The organism is Sinomonas sp., from assembly GCF_051955515.1.
Classification (GTDB): Bacteria; Actinomycetota; Actinomycetes; order Actinomycetales; family Micrococcaceae; genus Sinomonas.
Genome location: NZ_JBQCGQ010000317.1, coordinates 1 through 22,621, shown reverse-complemented (window position 1 = coordinate 22,621; position 22,621 = coordinate 1). Strand labels below are relative to the sequence as shown.

The window sequence follows — 22,621 nt, the reverse complement described above, 5'->3', positions numbered from 1 at the left end:
CCCAACACAAACAAACCCCACAACCACCCCGGGGGGTCTGCCTACGCTTTGTGGGGTTGTCACCCCCCATACTCGGCGCCCCCCGCAACCGGAGAAGGAGCACTGTGTACAACGATCTGCCCGAGGAAGAGCTCCGGGTCTACAAGAGCTCCCAGACATGCAAGGACGACTTCGACGCGTTCTGGGAGGAGACCCTCGAGGAATCGCGCCGAGCCGGCGGAGAGACCATGGTCGAGCGGCTTCCGGACATCGGCCTTGAAACCCTGGACGTCTATGACGTGACGTTCCCCGGCTTCCGTGGCGAGCCGGTCAAGGCCTGGCTGCGGACGCCGAAGAATCCAGATGGTCCCCTTCCCGCGGTCGTCCAGTATGTGGGCTACGGGGGAGGCCGCGGCCGGGCATGGGAGAACCTGTTCTGGGCCTCGGCGGGCTTCGCCCACCTCCAGATGGACACCCGCGGCCAAGGGTCAGGATGGTCCGTGGGCGATACGCCCGACAGCAGCGGAGCGGCGGGCCCGCAGGTTCCCGGGGTCATGACCAAGGGGATCACCAGCAAGGAGACCTACTACTACCGCCGCCTGATGACGGACGGCGTGCGGGCGGTCGACGCCGTGCGCAATCTTCCCATGGTCGATGGCCTCCCCATGGTCGATCCCTCCCGAGTGGCCGTGACCGGCGGAAGCCAGGGAGGCGGGGTGGCCCTTGCCGTCGCGGGGCTCGTCCCGGACCTTTCGGCGCTAGCGGTCACGGTCCCGTTCCTGTGCGATTTTCCGCGGGCGACCGTCATCACCGATACGTCGCCGTTCCGGGAAATCTCGAAATACCTCGCGACGCACCGCGACCAGGTCGAGGTCGTCCGCGAGACGCTTTCCTACTTCGACGGGGTGAATTTCGCGGCCCGCGCGAAGCACCCCGCCTATTTCTCGGCCGCGCTCATGGACCGGACCACGCCGCCGTCGACCGTTTTTGCCGCCTTCAATGCGTACGCCGGCGAGAAGGAAATCCACGTCTGGCCGTACAACGGCCACGAGGGAGGCGGCCCCGACGACGACCACCTGATGCGGGAATTCTTCTCGCGAATTCTGAAAGGCGTGGAAATATACTCCCGTCCATGACCGCTGCACCGATGCCCAGCATGGACCCCGCCATCTTCGCCGCCGACCTCCGCGACCAGTTCCTTGCGTTCCTCGACGAGCACCGCGCGGCGATGGACGGGAGCCTTGAGGGGCTGTCGGAGGCGGAGGCGAGGGCATCGCTCGTCCCGTCCCGGACGACGCTCCTCGGCCTCGTCAAGCACGCCGCGTTCGTTGAGCGGGTTTGGTTCGACGAAGCCGTCACGTGCCGCTCGCGGCAGGAGATCGGGATTCCCGCCACACCGGACGAGTCCTTCATCCTCGCCGAGAGCGACACGATCACTTCCGTCCGCGCCGACTATCGGAGGGCCTGCGAGGACTCGCGCCGCGCCGTCGCCTCGTTGGGGCTCGACGACGTCGTCCGCGGCAACCGGCGCGGACCGCTCCCCCTGCGCTGGGTGTTCCTCCACATGCTGCGCGAGCTCGCGCAGCATTGCGGGCACGCCGATATCCTCCGAGAGCAGGTCTTGGCGGCGAGGTGACCCGCCGCCGTCGACCGCTGCTCCCCCGGCGCTACTCCGCGCCGTCGCCCGTGGTGTTGACGATGTAGACATCGCAGTCCGCGCCATGCGCGACGCTGCTCGCGATGCTGCCGAGGATCCGGCCGATGCCCTGCATCCGGCGGTTCCCCACGACCACAAGGCGGGCCTGGAGGCGCTGCGCCTCGGCGAGGATCGCGTCGGCGGGCTTTCCCCGCGAGGCCATATAGGTGATCTTCTCGGCGTCCGCCGGCCAGGTGAGCGACTCGGCGACGTTCCTGGCCACGCGTTCGGCCGTCGTCGCGCCGGAGACGATCCACTTGTCGCTGCCCACCCCGTACACCTCCGTGCGCTCGTCTTCGAAGGCGCTCACCACATGAAGCCTTGCCCCGAAGGCGGTCGCAACCTCGGCGGCCGTCTGGGCAGCCCGGAGGGCGGTCTCGCTATCGTCGACACCCACAACGACGATGTTCTCTCGCATCAGATCCCCTTCACTCACCGTCTGGTCAGGACTACCGTACGCGAAGGGCTCAACGGTCCAGCGTCACCGTGCGCAGGTCCAATCGACGCAGCACCCTGTCGACGAGCTCCGGGTCGTTTCCCGGCTCGTTGCGCGCTGCGAGCATTTCGCGCCGGGCTGCGTCCAGGGCATCGCGCTGGGCCCGGTCCATCGCGGCGAGCACGGCCTTGAGTCTGAGCATCTTCTCGGGGTTATCGGCGTAATCGGCCTCGAGGATCGTGTGCAGCGAGGACATGCGCCGGGCCAGCGCCCTGCGGCGGCCCTCGGGGAGCTTCAGGGCGGCCGGGGAGGTCTGCATGGCCTCGAGTGCCACCCGCTCTGCTCGGCGGGCGAGGGCCCGCTGAGCCCGTTCCTCCGCCTCGTGGTCGTCGGGAAGCCTGAGCACCCGGGTGAGCCACGGGAGGGTGAGCCCGGGAAGCACAAGAGTGACCACGAGGACCGAGCAGGCCGCGGCAACCACGAAGTTCCGTCCCGGCGTGGGCGAGCCGTCCGCGAGCGTCGAGGGAAGCGCGAGGGCCAGGGCAAGCGTCGCGAGCCCACGCATCCCGCACCAGGTGAGGACCACAACCTCCCGGAGCGAGCGGGGCGTCTTCTCCCGGCGCTCGGTGCCGCCCATCCGGAAGATGGCGTACATCCAGATGAACCGCACCAGGACCACCGCCGCGCAGACAGCCGCGATCCCGGGCACGAACCGGACCAGGCTGGGGCCCTCCGCGTCAATCACCGCGCGCATCTCGATCCCCACGAGCCCGAACGCGATCCCGGTGGTGAGGAGCTCGAGCACCTCCCAGAACGCCGCGCGCGTGAGCCGTTCCTCAGAGTCCTGCGGCCGGGCTCGCCGCCCGAGCTCGACGGCGGTGACCACCACCGCGACTACGCCTGAACAATGCACGACCTCGGCCAGGAGGTACACGGCGTACGGCGCCACGAGGGTTGCCGCGCTCCGGGCCACGAGGTTGGGGACAAACCGATTCAGGGCCCCGACGAGCCAGGCCATCGCGATCCCGAGCAGCACGGCTCCGGCCGCGCCCAGGAGGAACCGCGGCACGATGTCCCAGCCGACGCGTTCGTGGTTGACGGTCGCGGACACCGCTGCCTGGAAGATCACGATCGCCATCGCGTCATTGAACAGCCCCTCGGTCTGGAGCACGGTGAGCAGACGACGGCGCATCCTCACCTTGCCCGCGATCGCCTCCACCGCGACGGGGTCGGGCGGGGCAACGATGGCGCCGAGCGCAATGGCGAGCGGCACACCGATCGCCGGGACAAGCCACCACGTCACGGCCGCTACCGCGGCGACAGTCACGACCACCAGCAGTACGGCCAGCAGCACGAGCGAGCGCCAGCGCAGCCGGAACACCGACCAGCTCGACCGCTGTGCGGCCGCGAACAGCAGCGACGGGAGGAAAAGCGGCAGGATCAGCTCGGGGTCGATGTGCACGTCCGGGACAAACGGCAGCGACGCGGCGAGCGCGGAGAACACGAGCATGAGGATCGGATACGGGAGACGGATCCGCTCCCCCACTCCGACGATGAGCACCGTCCCGAACAGCAGGCCGACCACCAGCAGCAGAAATTCCATGTGCCCCCTTGGATCAGGACCATCTTTCCACGCGGCTCGCTTTCCACGTGGGTCCTCGGCCGCTAGCGTGAGGCCACATGGAGATGCGTCTGGAAGTCGTGCAGGTCCCCGTGGCAGATGTGGACAGGTCCAAGTCCTTCTACAGCGAGACGCTGGGTTTTGCCCTCGATCACGATGTTGAGCACATTCCCGGGATGCGGGTCGTGCAGCTGACTCCGCCGGGCTCCGCCGCGTCGATCGTCATCGGCACCGGAATGACCAGCATGGCACCGGGGAGTCTGGAGGGCCTGCAGCTTGTGGTGCAGGACTTGGAGGCGGTACGCGCCGAGCTCCTCGGCCGTGGGGCCGAGATCAGCGAGGTTCAGGACTTGGGCTCCGTCCACTTCGCCTTCTTCGCCGACCCGGACGGCAACCGCTGGGTCATGCAGGGCGCCACCGCCCCGGGCGTCAAGGAGGCGCACCTCCCCTAGAGCGCCAGCTCTCTTCGGTTCCCACCCAGCCTCAGCCGGTACTCTTTGCGTCCATGTCGACGACGGAGGCGCGGGGAATCCGGGAGATGGCGTCGGAACCGCGGCGCGTAGCGGCGCTGCGCGAGGTGGGGATTCTGGACACTCCCCGGGAGGAACGCTTCGACCGCTTCGTGCGGGCCGCTTCTGCCCTGTTCGGCGTGCCGATGGCGGCCGTGAACTTCATCGACACGGACCGCCAGTGGACCAAGGCCGAGGTCGGGTTAGGGGCCTCGAGGAGGAGCACCTGTCCGAGTCGATGTGCGTGTACACCGTCCAGAGGGACGCAACCTTCGTGGTAGGCGGAGAGCCCATCGTCTCGCTGTGCATCGTAGACACCGAGCCCCGCAAGCTCAGCAGCAGGGATCAGGAAATCCTTGCGGCCCTCGCCGGGCTCGTGGAGCGCGAGGTCGCGCTCGCCGGTGAGCTGGGCAGGGCCGCCCAGCTGGTCGAGTCGTCTGTGTCCTATGCCCGGAACCGCCAGCACCAGGACGACGTCACGGTCCTCGCGCTGCAGAGGAACTGAGCGGTACGGGAACTGGTCAGAAGGTTCCGTCCGTGGTGTCGCGCCGTGTCACCCGCTCGCCGGTGTCGGGGTCGATGGCGGTCCTGGTCTCGCTGACACGCCGAGCGCGCCGGGGACCGAACATGACCAATGTGACGACCAGCCCAATGATGCCCACCACCATCAGGATGTACCCGATCACCACGAGGTTCACGAACGAGACCGCATTTCCGACCGCGAAGGCGAGGATGGCGCCCAACGCGATCAGCACAAGTGAAGCTCCGATACCCATTTCGAACCACGGCTCCTTCGGTGTTGGACCGGATCAGCGGAATGCGCTCTTCCGTTACCCGCGGACAACTGCCCAAAACGCGTAACCGAGCCGCCTTCGGGTAACGATCCAGCAAAGCAAGCTCTGCCCTACCGACGAGAAGGAGGATGCGATGCCGAAGACGGACAAGAGCGGAAAGGCGAGGAAGGACGAACTCCCCTCGACCATTCAGCGCTCGGACGACAAAGCCCAGCAGACCTTCGCGAAGGCCCACGACTCCGCCGAGAAGACGTATCACGACGAGGAAAGAGCCCACCGCGTCGCGTATTCGGCCCTCAAGCACACGCATGAGAAGGTCGGCGATCATTGGGAGCCCAAGGAGGGCAAAGGCCCATCCGATGAGCAGGCCAAGGGCGGAAAGACGACGCGCCGCGAGACCCACGGCGGCGTCGACGCCAATGCCTCGAAGCAGCACCTCTACGATCTCGCCAAGAAACTCGACGTTCCGGGCCGGTCCCATATGACAAAAGATCAGCTCGTCGACGCGTTGGAGAAGGCGAACGATCAGAAGACGGCCCAGAGTCGCAAGAAATAGCGGCCCTACTCCCCTGCTTCGGCTCCACCTTCCCCAGCTTTAGTCGCGGCTGCTGCGGTTGCCTCGACGTGTCGCAGTGAAACGCCGGATTCAACGGCCAAAAGCTGGGGAACTTGGCGCGAAAGCTGGGGAGACTGGCAGAGGCCTGTGTCAGCGACCGCCCAGCAGGCCCTTCAGAATGTCCTCGGCACCGGAGGGCGACTGGGCTGCGGCAAGATTTGCGTCCGCGACGGCCTCGAAGATCTCCTCGCGCTTGATCGCGAGGTGCCGAGGCGCGTCAATGCCAATGCGAATGCCTTCGCTTCCGCGGCTTTCGAGGAACGTGATGACGATTTCGTCGCCGATCATGATCTTCTCGCCGGGCTTGCGGGTGAGTACGAGCATCGCTGTCCTTCCGTGGAGCGCATTTCAGAGCACCGTCCGTGGTGCCGGGGACCCGTCAACCCAGCCTACGGGTAGGCCGAGGGCATTGACGGTGTGAGGCGAGCGGGTTTCTGCCGCGCCGACCACAGCGAGCGCGTTGACTGCGAGGCCTGCGGCACGAAAGCACGACGACGACGCCTCCACCCACTCGGCGGTCTCCTCTGGCTTGTGGCGGGCGTCGACCACAAGCCACACCTGATCGGCCCTGAGCGCGGCGGCTGCCGCGAGTGAAGCGTCGAGTGCATCGAGCGGTCCGACGGTGAACGCGACCAACAGAGGAACATCGCGTTCGACGGCGTCGGCCCGCGCCGAGAGCGCGTCGAGCGGCGTTTCAAGGTGGGGCCAGTCCGCGACGAGGTCGCCCGCCGTCGCCCGCGCCCAGCGCCCGGGATCGTGGGCACCCATCGAACGCACCACCGCGAGCACCGCGCCGCCGAAGCCCGCGACCAGCACGAAGTCCCCCACGCCGTCGAGCACTGAGGGGACATGCGGCTCGGGCGGAGCGTCGAACTCGCCGCGCAACCGCTCGAGAAGAACATCGAATCGCTCGCCCTGGGTGGAAACCTCAGAGGTGTGCAGGGCATCCTCGGCGCGGTCGGCGTCGTCGAGCAGCGCGGCGATCCCGGCGCGCCCCGCGAGGGAATGCGGCACGACGGGCGCTGCTAGCCCGGGCTCCGGCACCAGTACGGTCGCCTCGACATGCCGCCGGCCGAGCAGCCCCGCGAGGCCCCGCTCGAGCACGCGCTCCGCCCGCACAATCCGCGCCTCCGGCCCGTACAGCGCCGCGGCCTCCCGCGTGAGCGCGTCCAGTCCCGATCCCTTAAGCACGTACTGCGGCACCCCTCACCACCCCGATCGTCTCGATCGCGACCTCCGTGGACGTGACCTCGGCATACGACAGCACCGGCACGCCCGACGGCGGCAGCGGGACGAGCTTCCGCAACGCCGGCCGCAGCACCGGCGCGCAGACCAGCACGGGGCTCTTCCCGGAGGATTCGGCCGCGGCGACGGCGGCGCTCAAAGAGGACGTGATGGCGTCGAGCTTGGCCTGGTCAAGGACCAGCTGCGTGCCGCCTTCTGCGGGCCTCAGGTCTTGGACAAGGCTCTGCTCGAGGACGGGCTCGATCGTGATGACAGTGAGCCGGTCCCCGTCCATGAAACGGCTCACGAGCGCGGGCCCGATCGCCAGTCGCGCCGCCTCGATGAGGCCCTCGGGATCAGTCGAGGCCTTGGCTCGGAGGGTCAGGGACTCGTAGAGGCGCGTGAGGTCATTGATGGGCACCTGCTCGGCGAGGAGCCCCTGCAGCACCCGGTGGATCTCGGCCAGGGAGAGGAGCCCCGGCGTGAGCTCCTCCACGACCGCCGGGCTCCCTGCCTTGACCCCTTCGGTGAGCACCCGCACGTCCTCCCGCGAGAGCAGTCGCGCGGCGTTGGCCGTCACGATCGAGGAGAGGTGCGTGATGAGCACGCTCACCCGATCGATCACCGTGGCCCCGGTGAGCTCGGCGCTGTGCCGCATCTCGGCGGGGATCCACTTCCCGGCAAGCCCGAAGACCGGTTCGACGACGGCGGCCCCCGGCAGCGCGTCGAGGAAGTCGCCGAGGGCGAGGAGCTTGCCCGACGGCGCGGTGCCCCGGCCCGCGTCGACGCCCGCGATGCGGATGGCGTAGGTCGACGGCGGCAGCTCGACGGAGTCGCGCGTCCGCACCGGGGGGATCACCACCCCGAGGTCCATGGCGATCTTGTGCCGCAACGACTTCACGCGGGCCAGAAGGTCGTCGGCCGAACCGCCCACGAGGTCCACGAGGTCGGGCGCGAGGAGGATCTCGAGCGGGTGGACGCGCATCTCCTCCATGAGCCGCTGGTTGGGGTCCGGCTCGTTTCGGTCCTCGTCGACGGCCTCCGGAGCTGCCCCGGGATCCTTGATCCGCCGCGAGACGACGATGAGCACCGCCCCCACCGCGAGGAACGGCAGCGGCGGCATGCCGGGGATGAGCGCCATGACCACCGCGCTGATCCCGGTGATCAGCAGCGCCGTCCGCGACTGCGAAAGCTGGGCGGACGCGGCCTGCCCGAGGTCCGCCTCGGCATTCGAGCGCGTCACGATCATGCCGGTCGAGACCGCCATGAGCAGGGCTGGGATCTGGGAGACGAGGCCGTCACCCATCGTGAGGAGGGAGTACGTGTTCAGAGCGTCGTTGATCGAAAGGCCGCGCTGGGCCATGCCGACGCCGAGCCCGCCCACGATGTTGACGATGATGATGACGATGCCGGCGATCGCGTCGCCCTTGACGAACTTCGAGGCGCCGTCCATCGCGCCATAGAAGTCGGCCTCGGCGGAGACCTCGGCACGCCGCTGCCGGGCGACGACGTCCGTGATGAGGCCCGCGGTGAGGTCGGCGTCGATGGCCATCTGCTTGCCGGGCATCGCGTCGAGCGTGAAGCGCGCCCCGACCTCGGCCACGCGTTCGGCGCCCTTGGTGACTACGACGAACTGGATCACCACCAGGATCACGAACACCACCGCGCCGATGATGAGGGAGCCGCCCACGGTGACCTTGCCGAACGCGTCGATCACCTGCCCGGCGTAGCCCTGTCCCAGCACCAGGCGGGTCGAGGCGACGTTGAGTCCGAGCCGGAACAGCGTGGCGACGAGGAGGAGCGACGGGAAGACGGAGAAGTCGAGCGGCTTCTTCACGAACATGCTCGTCAGCAGGATCACGAGGGCGAGCAGGAGGTTGCACACGATCAGCACGTCGAGGAGCGGCGCGGGGACCGGCATCACCAGCAGCAGGACGATGCCGACGATCCCCACCGGGACTCCGAGCCGGGCGAAGTTGCGGTTCACGGGGTGACTCCTTTCGAGCTGGCTGGACGGGTCAAGCTGCCGGGACGGGCGGGCAGCGTGTGCAGGCCGGCGGAGGAGCCGCGCGCCTTGAGCGCCATGACGAACGCGAGCACGCTGGCCACGGCGGTGTAGAACTCGACCGGGATCTCCTCGCCGATCCCGCACGCCGCGTGGAGGGCACGCGCGAGGGGGACGTCGCGCACCATGGGCACGCGCTCCTTCTCGGCCTCCGCGCGGATCCGGGCCGCGATGGTCCCGGCCCCCTTCGCGACGATGCGCGGCGCGGACCTCCCGGGCTCGTACGTGAGTGCGACGGCCACGTGGGTCGGGTTGACCAGGACGACGTCGGCGCCCCCGATCGCGGCGATCATGCGGTTGCGGGACATCGCCAGCTGGCGGGAACGCCGTTGCGAGCGGATGAGGGGATCGCCTTCGGTGTTCTTGTTCTCGTCCTTGACCTCGCGCTTGGTCATGCGGGTCCTGGTGCGGTTCCGGCGCACGACGACGACCACGTCCGCCGCGGCGAGCACCAGTCCCGCGGCGACGGCGAAGCGGATGAGGGAGGCTGCGCCGTCGTTCGCTGCGGCCAGCAGCCCGGAGATCGGCAGGCCGCCCGCGGAGAGGACCACCGGGACGAGGCCCTGCACCACGGTCCACAGCACGAGCCCGACGACGGCGGTCTTCGCGAGGGCCTTCGCACCTCCCCAGAGTGCCTGCGTCCCGAAGGTCCGCTTGAGGCCGGAAAGGGGGCTGAAGTGCTCGAACGACGCCGAGAACCGCTTGAGGTGCACGCCGCCCTGGGCTGCGGACCCTGCGAGGACCGCGAGGAAGACGACGGCGGCGAGCGGCCCGACCGTCCCGACGAGTGAGGCCGCTCCGTCTGCGAGGGCTTGGAGGGCCTTGCCGGGATCCGGGTCGGAGATGATCGACGTCACTGTGAACATCTGGGCGCGGCCGGCGGTCGACGCGGCGTCGATCGTGGACGGCAGCATGATCGCGCCCGCCCCGACGGCGAGCCACGCCGTAAGGTCCTGGGAGCGCGAGAGCTGGCCCTTCGAGCGGACTTCGCGGAGCCGCTTGTCTGTGGCCTGCTCGGTGCGTTCCTGCGCGTCGGCCATCAGCCCACCCCCAGCAGCGTGTTCACGGCCTGCTCCACGAGCGAGGACACGATCCGCGGCAGCGCGAGGAACAGCACGCCCGCGAGGCTCAGCGTGATGAGCACCTTGAGCGGGAACCCCATCTGGAACGCGTTGAGGGCGGGGGCCACACGCGTGAGCAGCCCGAGCCCGAGGTCGGCGAGGAATAGGACCACCATGAGCGGCCCTGCGATCTGGAGGGACGCGACGAACAGGCCGGTGACCGCCGTCGTCATCGCCTCGACGGGGCGCGCGAGGTCCAGGCCGCCCGCCAACGGCAGCGCGCCGAACGAGCCTGTGAGCCCGCCGATCACGAGCTGGTAGCCGTCGGAGGAGAAGAGGAGCGCGAGCGCGGCCATCTGCAGCAGCCGTGTGAACTGGGCGCCGTTGACGAGGCTCTGGGGGTCGTAGGCCTGGGCCATCTGGAAGCCCGCGGCGAGGTCGATGAGCTAGCCGTCGGACTGGATCACAGCGAAGACCAGGTACACGAGGAAGACGAGCGCGAGGCCGCTGACGAGCTCGAGCACGAGGCCGGTGATGAGCCCGGCGGTATCCCGGGCGGCGTACCCGGTCTGGGCTCGGCCCGCGACGGCGAGCCCCAGTCCGATTCCGAGCATCGCCTTGATGCGGGCCGGAAACGCATTGTGCGAAAAGGGCGGCGCGATGAACAGGAATGCCGTCATCCTCACCGCGGCGAGCATCACCGCTTCGATGAACGTCTGATCGAGAGGAATATTCATGAATTGATCAGGGAGGGGATCCGGGCGAAAAGCTCGTTGGTGAAGCTCACCATTTCGGAGATCATCCAATGCCCGCAGACCACAAGCGCAATCGCCACGGCAACAGCCTTGGGAACGAACGAGAGCGTGGCCTCCTGGAGCTGCGTGACGGATTGGACGAGCGAGATGGCGAGGCCCACCACAAGGCTCGTCACGAGAACCGGCGCGGCGAGCTTCCCCGCGGCAAGCATCGCTTGGAGGCAGATATCGAGAATGGCCGAGGTATTCACGTCACCCTCCCTGGTAGCTCTGGATGAGCGACGTGATGATGAGGTCCCACCCGTCCACGAGGACGAAAAGGAGGATTTTGAAGGGCAGGGAGATCATGACCGGCGGGAGCATCATCATGCCCATCGACATGAGCGCAGCCGAGACCACGAGGTCGATGATGAGGAACGGGATGAAGATGACGAACCCGATGATGAATGCGGCGCGGAGCTCGGAGATCATGAACGCCGGAATGAGCGTCTGCAGCGGGGTCGCAGCGGGAGAGGCCGGGTTAGGAATTCCGGCCGCCCGCGTCATGAGCGCAATATCCTCTTGGCGCGTGTGCGCGATCATGAATTTCGAGAGGGGCCCGGTCGCGGCGTTGAATGCGCCGCCGAAATCTAGCTGGCCGTTGAGATAAGGCTGCACGGCGTGCGTATTGATGTCGCTCACCACGGGCCACATGATGAACAGCGAGAGGAACAGCGCGAGGCCCGTGAGCACCTGATTCGGCGGGACCGATTGGAGCGAGAGCGCATTCCGGGTCATCGCGAGGACCACGAAGATCTTGGTGAACGACGTCATCATGAGCAGGAGCGCGGGCGCCACCGAGAGCAGCGTGATCCCGATGAGCGTGACGACCGAGGCCGAAGGCCCGTTGTCCGGCGCATTGATCTGGATGCTGAGCGGCCCGCTCGAGGGCGCCGGAGTGGCGGGGCCAGAGGGATCCGACGGCCCGACCGGCGCAGCGTGCCCTGCGACGGAGCTGAGGAGCAGCAGGGCGTAGGCCGTCACCGCTGCGAGAATGACGACGACGACGACCCGGCCTGCTCTCGCTGCCCAGCCGGCCGAGGTCACGGCTGACGGCCCAGCTGCCGGAGCAGCTCGCGGCCGAAGGCGGTGGCGGACACGCCGTTCTGCGCCGCCCGCGCCGCACGGCGGCTCAGCGGCGCGGCCCCTTGCGCGATCACGGCGCCAGGGACCAGCTGGGCGGCGGGCGCTTCACTGGTGTGCAGCACGTTGATCCCGTGCTCCGTCACGCCGAGGAGGAACCGCTGGCCGTCCGTGTCCACGAGGACCACGGCCGCCTTCGGGCCCACGCTCTGCCGCGCGACGACCGCGAGCGCCTTGGCCTTCGGGGCCCCCGTCCCACGCCGAAGGCGCCGTTGCAGGAGCCACATGAGGCCGAGCACGGCGCCGAGCGAGACGAGGACCCGAAGGCCCAGGATGAGCGAGTCCATTCAGCGGGGCGCCTCGGCCACGTCGAGGATCCGGGTGATCCGCACGCCGTAGTCCTGGTCGACCACGACCACCTCGCCGAGCGCGATCTTCCGCCCGTTGAGCAGCACGTCGACGGGTGCCCCCGCGGAGCGGTCCAGCTCGATGACCTTGCCGGGCTCCATCGAGAGGGCCTCGCGGACGCTCATCCGCGTGCGCCCGATCTCCACAGTGAGGGCCATCTCGACGTCGTGGATCCGCCCGAGGCGGCCCGCGAAGGAGGCGTCCGTCTGGGGTGCATGGCTCCTTGACGCGCTGTCATGGATGCGCACTGCGAACCAGCCGAACGGCACGCTCCCGTCTGAGATCTCGAAGACCGCGGTGTCCGGGTCGGAGAAGAGCTCCCAGGCGTCGCCCTCGGACAGCTCGGACAGGACGCCTCCCCGGAGCGCCTCGGCGGCGCGCTCGAACGCGGGCCGCAGCACCGCCGTCGTCCGCGCTGCGGGGCCGCCGCCCGCCTCGGCGACGAAGCCGGTGCTCGCGAGCGCGAGCGCGAAGTCCACGGTGAGCGCGCCGACGAAGGACGCTGAGACGGCCTGCGCCGCGTGGCCCGCGGCCGCGCTTGCCTCCACGCTGCCGGTGACCGCGAGGCCGGGGACCGGGAGGGACGCTGCAAGGCGGTCGGCGGCGGAGGCGTGGAGGGCCAGGTTGCTCACGGAAGGGTCTCCTCGGTCTGGGACGTGACGATGCGCGCGGCGACGCGGGAGCCCTTGCGGACCACCATCGCCTGCGCGAGGTTCTTGCCGCCCACGGCGACGTGGAACGGCTGGTGCTCGGGATGCGGCAGCACGATCGTGTCGCCGACGGCGAGGTTCAGGACCTCGACCGGCGTCACGCCGGTCGGCTCGAGCCGGACGGCGACGTCGATGGGGACCTCCGCCACCTGCGCGCGGACCAGCACCGCCGCGTTCGCACTGCTCGCCATGGGGTTGACGGCGCCGAGTTGCGGGAGGAGCGCGTCGGCCGGAATCGCGACGCTGGCGGCGGTGAGGGCATCGCCGACCACGACCGTGAAGGCGACGACGATCATGAGGTCGGTGGTCGCGGCGGCCTGGGCGAATTGCGAGTTGTACTGGATCGCCTCGACCCGGGCCGTGCCCTCGAGGAGACCGCCGAGGGAGTAATGGAGGACCTCGAGGCCCTCGCCGACGAGGCTCTTGATGAGCGCGTACTCGAGCGGGGTGAACTTGCGCTCCAGGCCGCTCTTGTCGCCGTGTCCCCCGAGCATGCGCGCGACCCAGCCGAGGGCGTCCGGCGTGGGGAACTGGACCACCAGCTTGGCCGGCGCGCCGTCCACAGCGCACAGGACCATTGACGTCGTGGCGGGGAGCGTGGAGACGTACTCGTCGTAGGTCTGCATCACGACGGACTCGGCGGTGACCGTCGACTTGACCCGGACCTTCGCCGTGAGCTGCGTGCCCCATTGCCGGGAAAAGCTCTCAAAGCCGGCCTCGAGGATGCGGCTGTGCTCGCGCGCGAGAGTTGTGGGACGGCGAAAGTCGTACGCCTCGACAACCCTAGCGGCCGACTCCCTGGAGACGGGTGCTTCGCGGTCCTGCACGGTCACGGAGGCGACTATCGGCAGGGCAGGCGCGGCGGTAAGCCCGCCTCAGGTCTCAGCCTCTTGCTTCTCGCCGTCCTCCTGGTTCCCGTTGAGCGGGCTCAGGATCGCGTCCTTCACCGTGTCCTTGACCTTGGTGACGGTCTCCTTGACCGTGTCGATGGCGTCCTCGGTCTTGTCCTTCGCGATCTTGTGGGCCACCGACTCCACGGTGTTCTCGAAGCCCTTCTGGAAGTAGTCCGTGAGCGGCTTGCCGCCCTGCTTGGAGAGGTCCAGCCGGCTGGTGGCCTCGGCGAAGCGGAGGTACGTGTCCACGCTGGCCACCACAATGCGGGCGTCGATGCTCAGCAGCTGGATGCCCACCAGGGAAAGGCTCACGTAGGCATCGATCACGAGGCCCTTGTCGAGGATGACGTTCAGGACATCCGCCAGCGAACTCGAGTGAGGGCGGTCAAGGTAGCCCCCACGACGCTCGGGCTCGCCTGCGGTCATGGGTCAGTGCGCGTGGTCGCCGCGGCTGTACTCGAAGACCCAGCCGATGAGCGCCACAATGCCGAGGCCCACTCCGATGAAGAAGATCCACCAGCCGACCGCGACGCCGAGCATCGCCGTCGCCGCCGCGGCCCCGAGCACGATCGGCCACCAACTCCACGGGCTGAAGTGCCCCTGCTCGCCCGCGCCCTCGTGGATCTCGGCGTCCTCGCGGTCCTCGGGCCGGACGCCGACGCGGCGCGCCGTCACCCCCAGATACGAACCGATCATCCCCGCAAGGCCGCCGAGGAGCAGCATCCCGAGCACGCCGACCCATTCCGACCAATGCGTCAGGAATCCGTAGACGATGGCGATGGGGACGAAGAAGAAGACCCCCGTCCCGAACAGCCAGGCTTCGACTTTCATGGCCCGATCCTCTCGGTTCGCTCCACCAATGCATCAATACCCATTAGCGCCTCACCACCGAGAGTAGACCCAGGAGGATCGGGCGAGATAGGCCTCGCGTCAGCGCCGCGCGGCGAGGGCTGAGGCGAGCGCGCTGGCCGAGGTCGCGGAGCTGTCGATCCGCCAGTCGACTTCCTTGTTGTAGTCGAACCAGACGAAGCCGGTGATGTCGGTCTGCCCGTTGAGGTAGGAGACGAGGGCCGTGTTCCAGGCGGCCTTGGAGCCGCCCGCCTCGGCGGAGGCGGTCTCGGCGATGATGATCGGCTTCCCCGGGGCCACGTTGCGGAGCTGGCTCAGCCCGTCGCCAAACAGGGCCGACGGCGTGGTCCACGAGCTCCACGAGGCGGCCGTGCCCCAGTTGTAGCCGTCGAGCGCCACAGTGTCCACGTAGCCGGCGCCCGGATACAGGCCCGTGAGCGGGGTCGAGCCCCAGTACGGCACGTTCGGGCTCCACACCCACTGGACGTTGGTGGCGCCGGTGGAGGCGATGACGTCGTGCACGTGCCGCCACGCCGCGGCGTAGTCGCCCGCCTGGTTCCCGTTGACCGACTCTGACCACGGGTACCAGTTGCCGTTCATCTCATGGGCGAAGCGGAGCATGACCGGCTTGCCCCAGGACGCGAGCGCCGTGCCCCACGAGCGGATGTACGAGTCGAAGTTCCCGGCGGCGATGTTCTTGAGCGAGTAGGCGGGCTGGTCCACGCCGTTGCCCGACCACAGCCAGGGCTCCCATGTCACGAGGCTCGTCGCACCGCGGGAGGCGACGGCGTTGAGGTCCGCGATCGGGGCAGCCTGGGAGAAGTCCTTGTACGAAAGGACGATCGAGGGGTTCTCGTTGACGAGGGCCGCGACTTGGTCGAGCTCGCTGCTCGCCTGCGGCCCTCCCGGCGTCCCCACGCCGAAGCGCAGCCGAGCCGAGCTGATCGAGGGGGTTGCCGCCGTCGTCGTCCTTGCCGCCGTCTTGAGCGGGCTCGCGAGGAGGGGCGACGACGCGCCCGCCGCCTGCGATTCGGCCGTCGTCGACGCCGGGCTGTAGGTGACGGCGTAGGACGCCGATGCGGAAAGGTGCCGCACGGTCGCCTTCACGAGCACGCTCGCGCTCGCCGCGGTCGTCGGAGGGATGGTGACGGCGGCGGCGAAGGAACCGCCATCGTCCGTGGTGAACGGAACGCTCGCTGTCCCCGCTGCGAGCGTCCCGTCCGTCCCGCGGGCGAACCCGGTCCCGGTGACCAGGACCTCCGCCCCCGCCGGGCCCGAGGCCGCGCTCAGCGCAATCCCCGGTCGTCCAGCCGCCTGTGTAGGCGAGGCGATCCCGAACAGGACCGCCAAGGCCAGGACAAGTGCGGACACCACGGGTCCGGCCAGCCTCTTCTTGAGCACGTCTACTCCCCCAGCTCGGCGAGAAGAGGCCCGGCAGGGTGCTGTCCGCTCGCCCCCATGCGGTCGAGCGGCATGGCCTCCACCGACGATCCTCGCAGGAGCCGCGCGGATGGGCAGCCGGGTTCGGCGAATCTTTGGGAGATCCTTGCTTTGCCCGTCGAGGTACTCAGTACTCGTTCTTGATGACGAAGTAGGAACCGCGGATCGTTCCGGCGAGCTTCGACTTCTGGCGGGCGAACTTGAACTGGGCGGCGAGCTCCTCGGGGACCTCCATCCCGTCGGAGAGCTTGAATCCCACGGCCCGCTTCCCGCCGTCGTCGACGGTGTACATGACGTTGATGGAGAGGCCGTTCTCGTAGAAGACGTACGTCATCCGGATGTTCTCGACCTGGAAGGCCGAAGCCTCGAGGGGTGTGGAGGAGATGACGAGGTCCCGTTCCTCCTTGAGGATCCGGTGCACCCAGTCGATCGTCTCCTGGGCCTCACTCGCCGGAACCACGGTGAAGTCGTGGTCGTACTTGTTCTTGAAGTAGCGGGCCTCGTTCGCCCGCAGGCCGGCGAGGGCGTCCGCCACGGGGGAAGATTCCAGCCCAGTGGTCGAGACATTCGTGAAATCCACGGTGTAGGACATGGCAGGAGGCTACCGCAGCGCCTTCGTTTCCGGGGGCTACGAGACTCCGAGTCCTTCGCGGGCCAGATCGTGGAGGAGCTGGTAGTAGCTCGAGAGCGCTAGCGGAGGCGACTGATGCAGGTCCTCGAACGTGGCCCCCGGCCGATCCACGCGGTACAGCGCCAGGATCGCCCGGTCCTCCTCATCGTCATCGAGGGCGTGGTATGCGCCCAGCGGCCGCTCCGCCATGAGCGCCTCCGCGTACTGGTCGAGCCGATGATCCGGCATCGGGTTCCCCGCCCGATGCCACGCGTGGACCACCTCGTGCCTTGCGTCTATTCCCAACATCGCCGTCTCCCCCTGTTCCCCGTTTCTGGCTGACCTCTCAGGTGCCGGCTCCTCCACTGTCCCAATCGGCCGTACTCAGAAACCACACTTGTCCGTACTCGAATCGGCCCGGCCCCGACTACTTCCCCTGAGTCCGCGCCTTGAGTGCTTCCGGGATCAGGGCGCGCACCGCCTCCGGCTGGTCAGAGAGGACGACGACGTCCACTCGCCGGTTCTGCTCGTGCTCGGCCTCGGTCTGGTCTGGGTTGGAGGGGCGGGAGGAACCGTACCCGGTGGCACCGACCCGGGGCCCCGGCAGGCCATCGCGCTCCACCATGTAGCGCAGCACCTTGGTGGCCCGCTCCGACGAGAGTTCCCACACCGAGGGGTAGCCCGTGATGAGGTTGGCGGCGTGGCCCTCGACCGAGACCTCTAGGGTCGTCGGCACGACGACGGGCGTGACGGCGTCGAGCACCTGGTTCGCCCGCACGGTGAGGTCCGAGCTGTCCGGCTGGAAGAAGGTCTGCGAGCCCACGAGCTTCACGGTGAGTCCGCGCTCGTCGATCTGGAACTGGACGTCCTGCTGGATGCCGCGCTCGGCGAGCCGCGCCTCCATCTGCTTCTCGAGCGACGTCAGCCGGTCCACCTCCTTGAGGGCGAGGTCGAGATTGGCGAAGCCCTCCGCGTCCTTGTTCGCCTGATCCGGCGGGACGACAGTGCCGTTCGCGGTGTCGATCTTCTGGGTCACCGTGGTGCCGAATCCCGTCGCGAGGGAGTTCCGCAGCTTCTCGAACTTGTTCTGGTCCACCGTGGACATCGCGAACAGCACCACGAAGAGGCAGAAAAGGACCGTGATCATGTCCATATAGGAGACCGCCCAGCGCTCGTCGACGTGGAACGGCGCGGGCTTCTTGAGCGGACGACGACGGCGCGGGCTCACGCTGCCGACCTCACGTTCTCCTTCGCGTCCGCCTTCCCCTTGCCCTTGAAGTGGTGGTCCGGGACCATCGCCCGCAGCCGGTCCGCGAGCAGCATGGGCTGCGCGCCCTCCTGGACCGCGAGGATGCCCTCCATGACGAGCGTCATCCGCTCGACCTCGAGCTCGCTCAGCCTGGTGATGCGCGCCGAGAAGGGGAGCCAGATGAAGTTCGCGGAGAGCAGGCCCCACAGCGTCGCGACGAATGCGCTCGCGATCATCGGGCCCAGACTCGTGGGGTCCGAGAGATTCTCGAGGACGTGGGTCAGCGAGACCACCGTTCCGATGATGCCGATCGTCGGCGCGTACCCGCCGAGGGCCGCGAAGAACCGCGCGTTGGCGTGGTCTGCCCGCGATCGCGTGCCGATCTCGTCTTCCATCATGGTCCGCAGCTCGTCGGCGTCGGTTCCATCGGCCACGTTCTGGAGCGCTCGGGCCAGGAAGGGATCGTCGGTGTCGCCCGCTTCCGACTCGAGCGCGAGGAGGCCCTCGCTCCGGGCCTTCTCCGCGAGAGCGATGACCTTGTCGATGCTCTCCTGGGGCTTTGACGGCTTTCCGATGAGCGCCTTCGGGATCGCCTTGAAGGCCTGGACGGTGTCCTTGAGCGTGTTCCCCGCAAGGCCGACGGCCAGCGTCGCGCCGAAGACGAGGATCATCGGCGGCGGCAGGAGCAGCGCGGTGACGCTCGCGCCCTCCATCGTCACGATCGCGACGACCGAGCCGAACGCGAGGAGCAGGCCGATGATGACTGAAGGATCCATGGCCCCTCCTACTCCGGATCCGGCACAACGGTGAGGTGCTGGCCCTCCACGACAGGCAGCGCCCGGGCCGTCGCCAGGACGTGCGCCTTGTAGCGCGCGATGAGGTCGATGACGTCCAGAAGGCTTTCCCGCACCACGTACGTGGTGCCCTCGATCATCACGAGCGTCGTGTCAGGGTTCTCCTGAATGCGCTCGATCAGATCGGGGTTGACCGCGAAGCGGGACCCGTTGAGGCGGGTGACAACGATCATGGAGCCGTTTCTGGTGGAGGTGCAGCTGAGCTTTCCCTCTCACCTATCGGCTGCGGGACGGGGGGCGTTAGCCGTGGCGGGCTCCCCCGCCGCGCTCCTGCCCGCCAACCCTTGCTTGCCGGGACGGGCTGGCGGGTAATGGAGCTACCGGAACTGTCGAAGAACGCAAAGGTCGCACGATGACAACCACACTCACGAAGCCCGACCTCAAGACCGTCGCCGAAGTAGCCGCCCAGCTCCGCGTGGACTCCGTCCGCTCGAGCACAAGCGCCGGATCCGGCCATCCGACGTCGTCGATGTCTGCCGCGGATCTCCTCGCCGTGCTGATCAGCAGACACCTGCGCTACGACTGGGGCAGCCCTGAGAATCCGCGCAATGATCACCTCGTCTTCTCGAAGGGCCACGCGTCCCCGCTGCTGTATTCGGTGTTCCGCGCGGTGGGCGTGGTCGGTGAGGACGAGCTGCTGAACGGCTACCGCCGCTTCGACCAGCGCCTCGAAGGGCACCCAACCCCCGAACTGCCGTGGGTCGACGTCGCCACGGGGTCCCTCGGCCAGGGCCTCCCCGACGGGGTCGGCATAGCCCTTGCCGGCAAGTACCTCGACAAGCTTCCCTACCGCGTCTGGGTCCTGTGTGGCGACAGCGAGTTCGCCGAGGGGTCCATCTGGGAGGCGCTCGACAAGGCCTCGCACTACAAGCTGTCCAACCTCGTGGCCATCCTCGACGTCAATCGCCTCGGGCAGCGAGGCGAGACCGATCTCGGCTGGGACACCGAGGCCTACCGGCGCCGGGCCGAGGCGTTCGGCGCACGGGTCCTGGTCATCGACGGCCACGACCTCGACGCGATCGACGAGGCGTTCACGACGGCGGAGGACACCTCGGGCGAACAGCCCACCCTGATCATCGCCAAGACCGTGAAGGGGAAGGGCTTCTCCGAAGTCGAGGACAGCCCCGACTGGCATGGCAAGCCGTTCCCCGAGGACATGGCCGAGCGGGCGATCAAGGAGCTCGGCGGCGAGCGCGACGTCCAGGTCCGCGGCCCCCGCCCGGAGTCGGACGACGGCGGCCTGCCGGCCCGGGGGCAGGCCACGTCGCCCGAGCTTCCGCGCTACTAGGTCGGCGAGAAGGTGGCGACCCGGAAGGCCTACGGCGAGGCGCTGGCCGCGCTGGGAGCGGCTGATCCCGCCGTCGTCGCCCTCGATGCCGAGGTGAGCAACTCGACGTACGCCAACAAGTTCGCGGGCGAGTTCCCGGACCGCTACTTCGAGATGTTCATCGCGGAGCAGCAGCTGGTCGCCGCCGCGACGGGGCTGGGTGTGCGGGGCTACAAGCCGTTCGCGTCGACGTTCGCGGCGTTCCTCACCCGCGCCTACGACTTCATCCGGATGGGCGCCATCTCCCGCGCGGACCTGCGGCTCTCGGGCTCGCACGCCGGCGTCGAGATCGGGGCGGACGGCCCCTCGCAGATGGCGCTCGAGGACCTCGCGATGCTCCGCGCGGTCCACGGTTCCACGGTCCTCTACCCGAGCGATGCGACAAGCGCGGCAGCGCTCGTGGCGCAAATGGCCTCACTCAGCGGGGTCAGCTACCTCCGCACCACGCGCGGCGCGTACCCGGTGCTCTACGGACCCGAGCAGGACTTCCCTGTGGGCGGCTCGAAGACGCTGAGGGAGGGCGACGACGTCCTCCTCGTGGGCGCGGGCGTCACCTTGCATGCGTGCTTGGCTGCGGCCGACCAGCTCGAGGACGAGGGGATCCATGCCCGCGTCATCGACTGCTACTCGCTCAAGCCGATCGACCAAGCGGGGCTGCGCGCGGCGTCGGAGGCGACCGGCGGGCGGATCGTCGTCGTCGAGGACCACCATCCGGAAGGCGGCCTGGGCTCCGCCGTCGTCGACGCCCTCCTCGGTGCCGGCCAGACGACGCTCCAGCTCAAGCACCTCGCGGTGCGGGGAATGCCCGGTTCGGGAACTGGCGAGGAACTCATGGCCTGGGCTGGCATCGACGCGAACGCGATCGCCGACGCCGCGAGGGGCCTGGCGAAGAAGGGCTGACCCTCTTCCCTTCCCTCCCTGCGCCAATTGTCGGGTTATTGCCGGTGGCGGACGCCTTTACCGGCGATAACCCGACAATTCCGGGAGTTCGGTGAGCGTCCTGACGCGAGGCGCCCTGCCATCGTGGCGAGCGTCGTTGTGGCGCTGCGCGTGCTGCTTCGCTGATTCCCTCTCGCCGAAGACACGGCCTTCGTGGTGGGCCTCGCACAGGCTCAAGTACGCCTTCCCGTCAGACCCGAAGATCGGCATGACGAGAGCACCTCCGAGCGCCTTCATCGGATGCTTCCCCATCACTCCCCCATCGCTCCACCGCTAGGACTGGGTTACCCCCGAGGCCTATCGGCGAACCACCGTCCTGAGGTGCTCGAGCAGAGCCTGCTCCGGGTCGCCCGTGTGCTCCGCGACGAGCTCCTTGAGGCGGGCCTTGGAATCGACGCCCAGTTCCTGCGCTTCCAGCAGATGCTGGATGATCCAGAGCGAGCGGTAGTGGGCCTCGGCGGCGGCGTCGAGGACCGGAAGTGGGTGATCGGATTCAGACATGCCGACGATCGTAGAAATAGACAGAACGCTCTGTCCAGTTGGGATTGAGGCGGCCGTCACAATCCTGCACGCCGTACTACCCTCATGTCCATGTCCGAATTCCGCCACTTGGCAGTCCCCATCGCACTGCCCGCGCGCGACGTGGCCTCGTTCGCCGGCAACCCCGTCAACCTGCCCAGCTGGGCCGCCGGGCTCGCAGGCGGCGTGCGCTCCGAGGGCGGGCGGTGGATCGCCGCTTCGCCGATGGGCGACGTCGAAGTCCGCTTCGTGGGCGACGTCGCCGCCGGAATCCTGGACCACGAGGTCACGCTGCCCACGGGCGAGACCGTGCTGAACCAATTCCGGATCCTGGACGACGGCGGCCGCAGCCTCGCGATCTTCCACCTCCGGCGAGAACCGGGTGTCACGGATGAGGCATTCGAGAGCGACGCGGCGGCGGTCCAGCAGGATCTCGAGACGCTCAGGCGAGTGCTCGAGCAGAAGGCGTAGCAGACCCACGCCAACGCCGAGGTCGGGCCCCCTGACGCCGACTTCGGGCCCCGTCAGACCGAGGTCGGGCCCCCTGACGCCGAAGTCGGGCCCCGTCAGACCGAGGTCGGGCCCCCTGACGCCGAAGTCGGGCCGGGTCAGACCGAGACCGGGGCGGGTGCGCCAGAACCTCAACGCCACCTGACCCGACCTCAACGCCACACCACCCGACCTCGGCGCCCCACCACCCGACGTCGGCGGGACACGGCCCGACGTCGGCGGCACACCACCCGACCTCGGCGGCACACGGCCCGACGTCGGCGGCACACGGCCCGACGTCGGCGGGGCTTGGTGTCAGGCGCGCCGGGCCGACGAGGCGGGCCGGGCCATCTGGGCCGCGATCGACTGCACCGCTTTGCCGTATCGGGCCAGGTCCTCGGGAGACGGCCGCACCCCCACGAGCGAGACGCCGACGGCGAATCCGGGCGACGACGC

31 protein-coding genes and 1 pseudogene are annotated in these 22,621 nt (G+C 68.6%); 8 read left to right on the top strand and 24 right to left on the bottom strand.

Features of this window, described 5'->3' with window-relative positions:
• Positions 1-104: 104 nt before the first annotated feature.
• Positions 105-1,115 (top strand): acetylxylan esterase, encoded by a 1,011-nt coding sequence (locus ACTHL9_RS18895; protein WP_440520815.1) that lies wholly within the window; start codon positions 105-107, stop codon positions 1,113-1,115.
• Positions 1,112-1,615 carry a DinB family protein gene (locus ACTHL9_RS18890; protein ID WP_440520814.1) on the top strand — a complete coding sequence of 168 codons (504 nt, stop codon included), beginning with the start codon at positions 1,112-1,114 and terminating at the stop codon, positions 1,613-1,615. Before ACTHL9_RS18895 ends, ACTHL9_RS18890 begins: the two co-directional genes overlap by 4 nt.
• 31 nt (positions 1,616-1,646) lie before the next feature.
• Here ACTHL9_RS18890 and ACTHL9_RS18885 read toward each other — a convergent pair whose 3' ends face one another.
• On the bottom strand, positions 1,647-2,093 hold the full coding sequence (locus ACTHL9_RS18885; RefSeq protein WP_440520813.1) for a universal stress protein: 447 nt from the start codon (positions 2,091-2,093) through the stop codon (positions 1,647-1,649).
• A 49-nt stretch (positions 2,094-2,142) separates the two neighbouring features.
• Entirely contained in the window at positions 2,143-3,714 is a 1,572-nt protein-coding gene (locus ACTHL9_RS18880; RefSeq protein WP_440520811.1) for a Na+/H+ antiporter, read from the bottom strand.
• 77 nt (positions 3,715-3,791) lie between these two features.
• Here ACTHL9_RS18880 and ACTHL9_RS18875 point away from each other — a divergent pair, with 77 nt between their 5' ends.
• Positions 3,792-4,184 carry a VOC family protein gene (locus ACTHL9_RS18875; RefSeq protein ID WP_440520809.1) on the top strand — a complete coding sequence of 131 codons (393 nt, stop codon included), beginning with the start codon at positions 3,792-3,794 and terminating at the stop codon, positions 4,182-4,184.
• A 31-nt stretch (positions 4,185-4,215) separates the two neighbouring features.
• Here the strand turns inward: ACTHL9_RS18875 and ACTHL9_RS18870 are convergent, their stop codons facing one another.
• Positions 4,216-4,467 (bottom strand): hypothetical protein, encoded by a 252-nt coding sequence (locus tag ACTHL9_RS18870; protein WP_440520808.1) that lies wholly within the window; start codon positions 4,465-4,467, stop codon positions 4,216-4,218.
• An 18-nt stretch (positions 4,468-4,485) separates the two neighbouring features.
• Here ACTHL9_RS18870 and ACTHL9_RS18865 point away from each other — a divergent pair, with 18 nt between their 5' ends.
• A complete protein-coding gene (locus ACTHL9_RS18865; protein ID WP_440520806.1) occupies positions 4,486-4,746 on the top strand; it encodes a hypothetical protein in 261 nt (86 codons plus the stop codon).
• A 16-nt stretch (positions 4,747-4,762) separates the two neighbouring features.
• Here ACTHL9_RS18865 and ACTHL9_RS18860 read toward each other — a convergent pair whose 3' ends face one another.
• Positions 4,763-5,017 (bottom strand): DUF6458 family protein, encoded by a 255-nt coding sequence (locus tag ACTHL9_RS18860; protein ID WP_440520805.1) that lies wholly within the window; start codon positions 5,015-5,017, stop codon positions 4,763-4,765.
• 151 nt (positions 5,018-5,168) lie between these two features.
• On the opposite strand from ACTHL9_RS18860, the gene ACTHL9_RS18855 reads away from it, so the two are divergent.
• Entirely contained in the window at positions 5,169-5,591 is a 423-nt protein-coding gene (locus ACTHL9_RS18855; protein WP_440520803.1) for a ChaB family protein, read from the top strand.
• A 150-nt stretch (positions 5,592-5,741) separates the two neighbouring features.
• Here the strand turns inward: ACTHL9_RS18855 and ACTHL9_RS18850 are convergent, their stop codons facing one another.
• From ACTHL9_RS18850 to ACTHL9_RS18765, 18 genes and pseudogenes are all read right to left on the bottom strand, one after another.
• The gene (locus ACTHL9_RS18850; RefSeq protein ID WP_440520801.1) at positions 5,742-5,975 is read right to left on the bottom strand and encodes a carbon storage regulator; all 234 of its coding nucleotides are present in this window, start codon (positions 5,973-5,975) and stop codon (positions 5,742-5,744) included.
• 24 nt (positions 5,976-5,999) lie between these two features.
• A complete protein-coding gene (locus ACTHL9_RS18845) occupies positions 6,000-6,842 on the bottom strand; it encodes a hypothetical protein (protein WP_440520800.1) in 843 nt (280 codons plus the stop codon).
• Entirely contained in the window at positions 6,835-8,796 is a 1,962-nt protein-coding gene (locus tag ACTHL9_RS18840; protein WP_440520817.1) for a flagellar biosynthesis protein FlhA, read from the bottom strand. The genes ACTHL9_RS18845 and ACTHL9_RS18840 overlap by 8 nt, the downstream gene beginning before the upstream one ends.
• Positions 8,797-8,858: 62 nt before the next feature.
• A complete protein-coding gene (locus ACTHL9_RS18835) occupies positions 8,859-9,980 on the bottom strand; it encodes an EscU/YscU/HrcU family type III secretion system export apparatus switch protein (RefSeq protein ID WP_440520799.1) in 1,122 nt (373 codons plus the stop codon).
• Positions 9,980-10,738: pseudogene (locus ACTHL9_RS18830) on the bottom strand (flagellar biosynthetic protein FliR). Before ACTHL9_RS18830 ends, ACTHL9_RS18835 begins: the two are co-directional and overlap by 1 nt.
• Positions 10,735-11,007, bottom strand: coding sequence for a flagellar biosynthesis protein FliQ (gene fliQ, locus ACTHL9_RS18825; protein WP_440520798.1), 273 nt, complete (start codon positions 11,005-11,007; stop codon positions 10,735-10,737). Before fliQ ends, ACTHL9_RS18830 begins: the two are co-directional and overlap by 4 nt.
• Before the next feature lies 1 nt (position 11,008).
• Positions 11,009-11,842 (bottom strand): flagellar type III secretion system pore protein FliP, encoded by an 834-nt coding sequence (fliP, locus tag ACTHL9_RS18820; protein ID WP_440520796.1) that lies wholly within the window; start codon positions 11,840-11,842, stop codon positions 11,009-11,011.
• Complete coding sequence (gene fliO / locus ACTHL9_RS18815; protein ID WP_440520795.1) at positions 11,839-12,225, bottom strand: flagellar biosynthetic protein FliO; 387 nt, start codon at positions 12,223-12,225, stop codon at positions 11,839-11,841. Before fliO ends, fliP begins: the two co-directional genes overlap by 4 nt.
• On the bottom strand, positions 12,226-12,918 hold the full coding sequence (gene fliN / locus ACTHL9_RS18810) for a flagellar motor switch protein FliN (RefSeq protein ID WP_440520793.1): 693 nt from the start codon (positions 12,916-12,918) through the stop codon (positions 12,226-12,228).
• Positions 12,915-13,829: a flagellar motor switch protein FliM gene (locus tag ACTHL9_RS18805; RefSeq protein WP_440520792.1), complete on the bottom strand. Its 915-nt coding sequence runs from the start codon at positions 13,827-13,829 to the stop codon at positions 12,915-12,917. Before ACTHL9_RS18805 ends, fliN begins: the two co-directional genes overlap by 4 nt.
• Before the next feature lie 42 nt (positions 13,830-13,871).
• Positions 13,872-14,315 carry a gas vesicle protein GvpJ gene (gene gvpJ, locus ACTHL9_RS18800; protein WP_440520791.1) on the bottom strand — a complete coding sequence of 148 codons (444 nt, stop codon included), beginning with the start codon at positions 14,313-14,315 and terminating at the stop codon, positions 13,872-13,874.
• Positions 14,316-14,318: 3 nt separating this feature from the next.
• Positions 14,319-14,720, bottom strand: a complete 402-nt coding sequence (locus ACTHL9_RS18795) for a cytochrome c oxidase subunit 4 (protein ID WP_440520790.1) — start codon at positions 14,718-14,720, stop codon at positions 14,319-14,321.
• Between the two features lie 99 nt (positions 14,721-14,819).
• Positions 14,820-16,139, bottom strand: a complete 1,320-nt coding sequence (locus ACTHL9_RS18790) for a glycoside hydrolase family 26 protein (RefSeq protein ID WP_440520789.1) — start codon at positions 16,137-16,139, stop codon at positions 14,820-14,822.
• 166 nt (positions 16,140-16,305) lie between these two features.
• On the bottom strand, positions 16,306-16,770 hold the full coding sequence (locus tag ACTHL9_RS18785; RefSeq protein ID WP_440520788.1) for a phage tail protein: 465 nt from the start codon (positions 16,768-16,770) through the stop codon (positions 16,306-16,308).
• A 36-nt stretch (positions 16,771-16,806) separates the two neighbouring features.
• The gene (locus ACTHL9_RS18780) at positions 16,807-17,097 is read right to left on the bottom strand and encodes a hypothetical protein (protein WP_440520787.1); all 291 of its coding nucleotides are present in this window, start codon (positions 17,095-17,097) and stop codon (positions 16,807-16,809) included.
• 118 nt (positions 17,098-17,215) lie between these two features.
• Positions 17,216-18,016, bottom strand: a complete 801-nt coding sequence (locus ACTHL9_RS18775; RefSeq protein ID WP_440520785.1) for an OmpA/MotB family protein — start codon at positions 18,014-18,016, stop codon at positions 17,216-17,218.
• Positions 18,013-18,813 (bottom strand): motility protein A, encoded by an 801-nt coding sequence (locus tag ACTHL9_RS18770; RefSeq protein ID WP_440520783.1) that lies wholly within the window; start codon positions 18,811-18,813, stop codon positions 18,013-18,015. Before ACTHL9_RS18770 ends, ACTHL9_RS18775 begins: the two co-directional genes overlap by 4 nt.
• An 8-nt stretch (positions 18,814-18,821) precedes the next feature.
• Positions 18,822-19,064, bottom strand: a complete 243-nt coding sequence (locus tag ACTHL9_RS18765) for a flagellar FlbD family protein (protein ID WP_440520782.1) — start codon at positions 19,062-19,064, stop codon at positions 18,822-18,824.
• A 179-nt stretch (positions 19,065-19,243) separates the two neighbouring features.
• Between ACTHL9_RS18765 and ACTHL9_RS18760 the strand changes: the two genes are divergently transcribed.
• Complete coding sequence (locus ACTHL9_RS18760; protein WP_440520780.1) at positions 19,244-20,179, top strand: thiamine pyrophosphate-dependent enzyme; 936 nt, start codon at positions 19,244-19,246, stop codon at positions 20,177-20,179.
• 12 nt (positions 20,180-20,191) lie between these two features.
• Positions 20,192-21,118: a transketolase family protein gene (locus tag ACTHL9_RS18755; RefSeq protein ID WP_440520779.1), complete on the top strand. Its 927-nt coding sequence runs from the start codon at positions 20,192-20,194 to the stop codon at positions 21,116-21,118.
• A gap of 57 nt (positions 21,119-21,175) precedes the next feature.
• On the opposite strand, the gene ACTHL9_RS18750 is transcribed toward ACTHL9_RS18755, so the two are convergent.
• Together ACTHL9_RS18750 and ACTHL9_RS18745 are read right to left on the bottom strand one after the other, a co-directional pair.
• Entirely contained in the window at positions 21,176-21,409 is a 234-nt protein-coding gene (locus ACTHL9_RS18750; RefSeq protein ID WP_440520777.1) for a hypothetical protein, read from the bottom strand.
• 45 nt (positions 21,410-21,454) lie between these two features.
• Positions 21,455-21,658 (bottom strand): hypothetical protein, encoded by a 204-nt coding sequence (locus ACTHL9_RS18745; protein WP_440520775.1) that lies wholly within the window; start codon positions 21,656-21,658, stop codon positions 21,455-21,457.
• A gap of 90 nt (positions 21,659-21,748) precedes the next feature.
• On the opposite strand from ACTHL9_RS18745, the gene ACTHL9_RS18740 reads away from it, so the two are divergent.
• Positions 21,749-22,147, top strand: a complete 399-nt coding sequence (locus ACTHL9_RS18740) for an SRPBCC family protein (protein ID WP_440520774.1) — start codon at positions 21,749-21,751, stop codon at positions 22,145-22,147.
• The last annotated feature ends 474 nt before the right edge of the window (positions 22,148-22,621 follow it).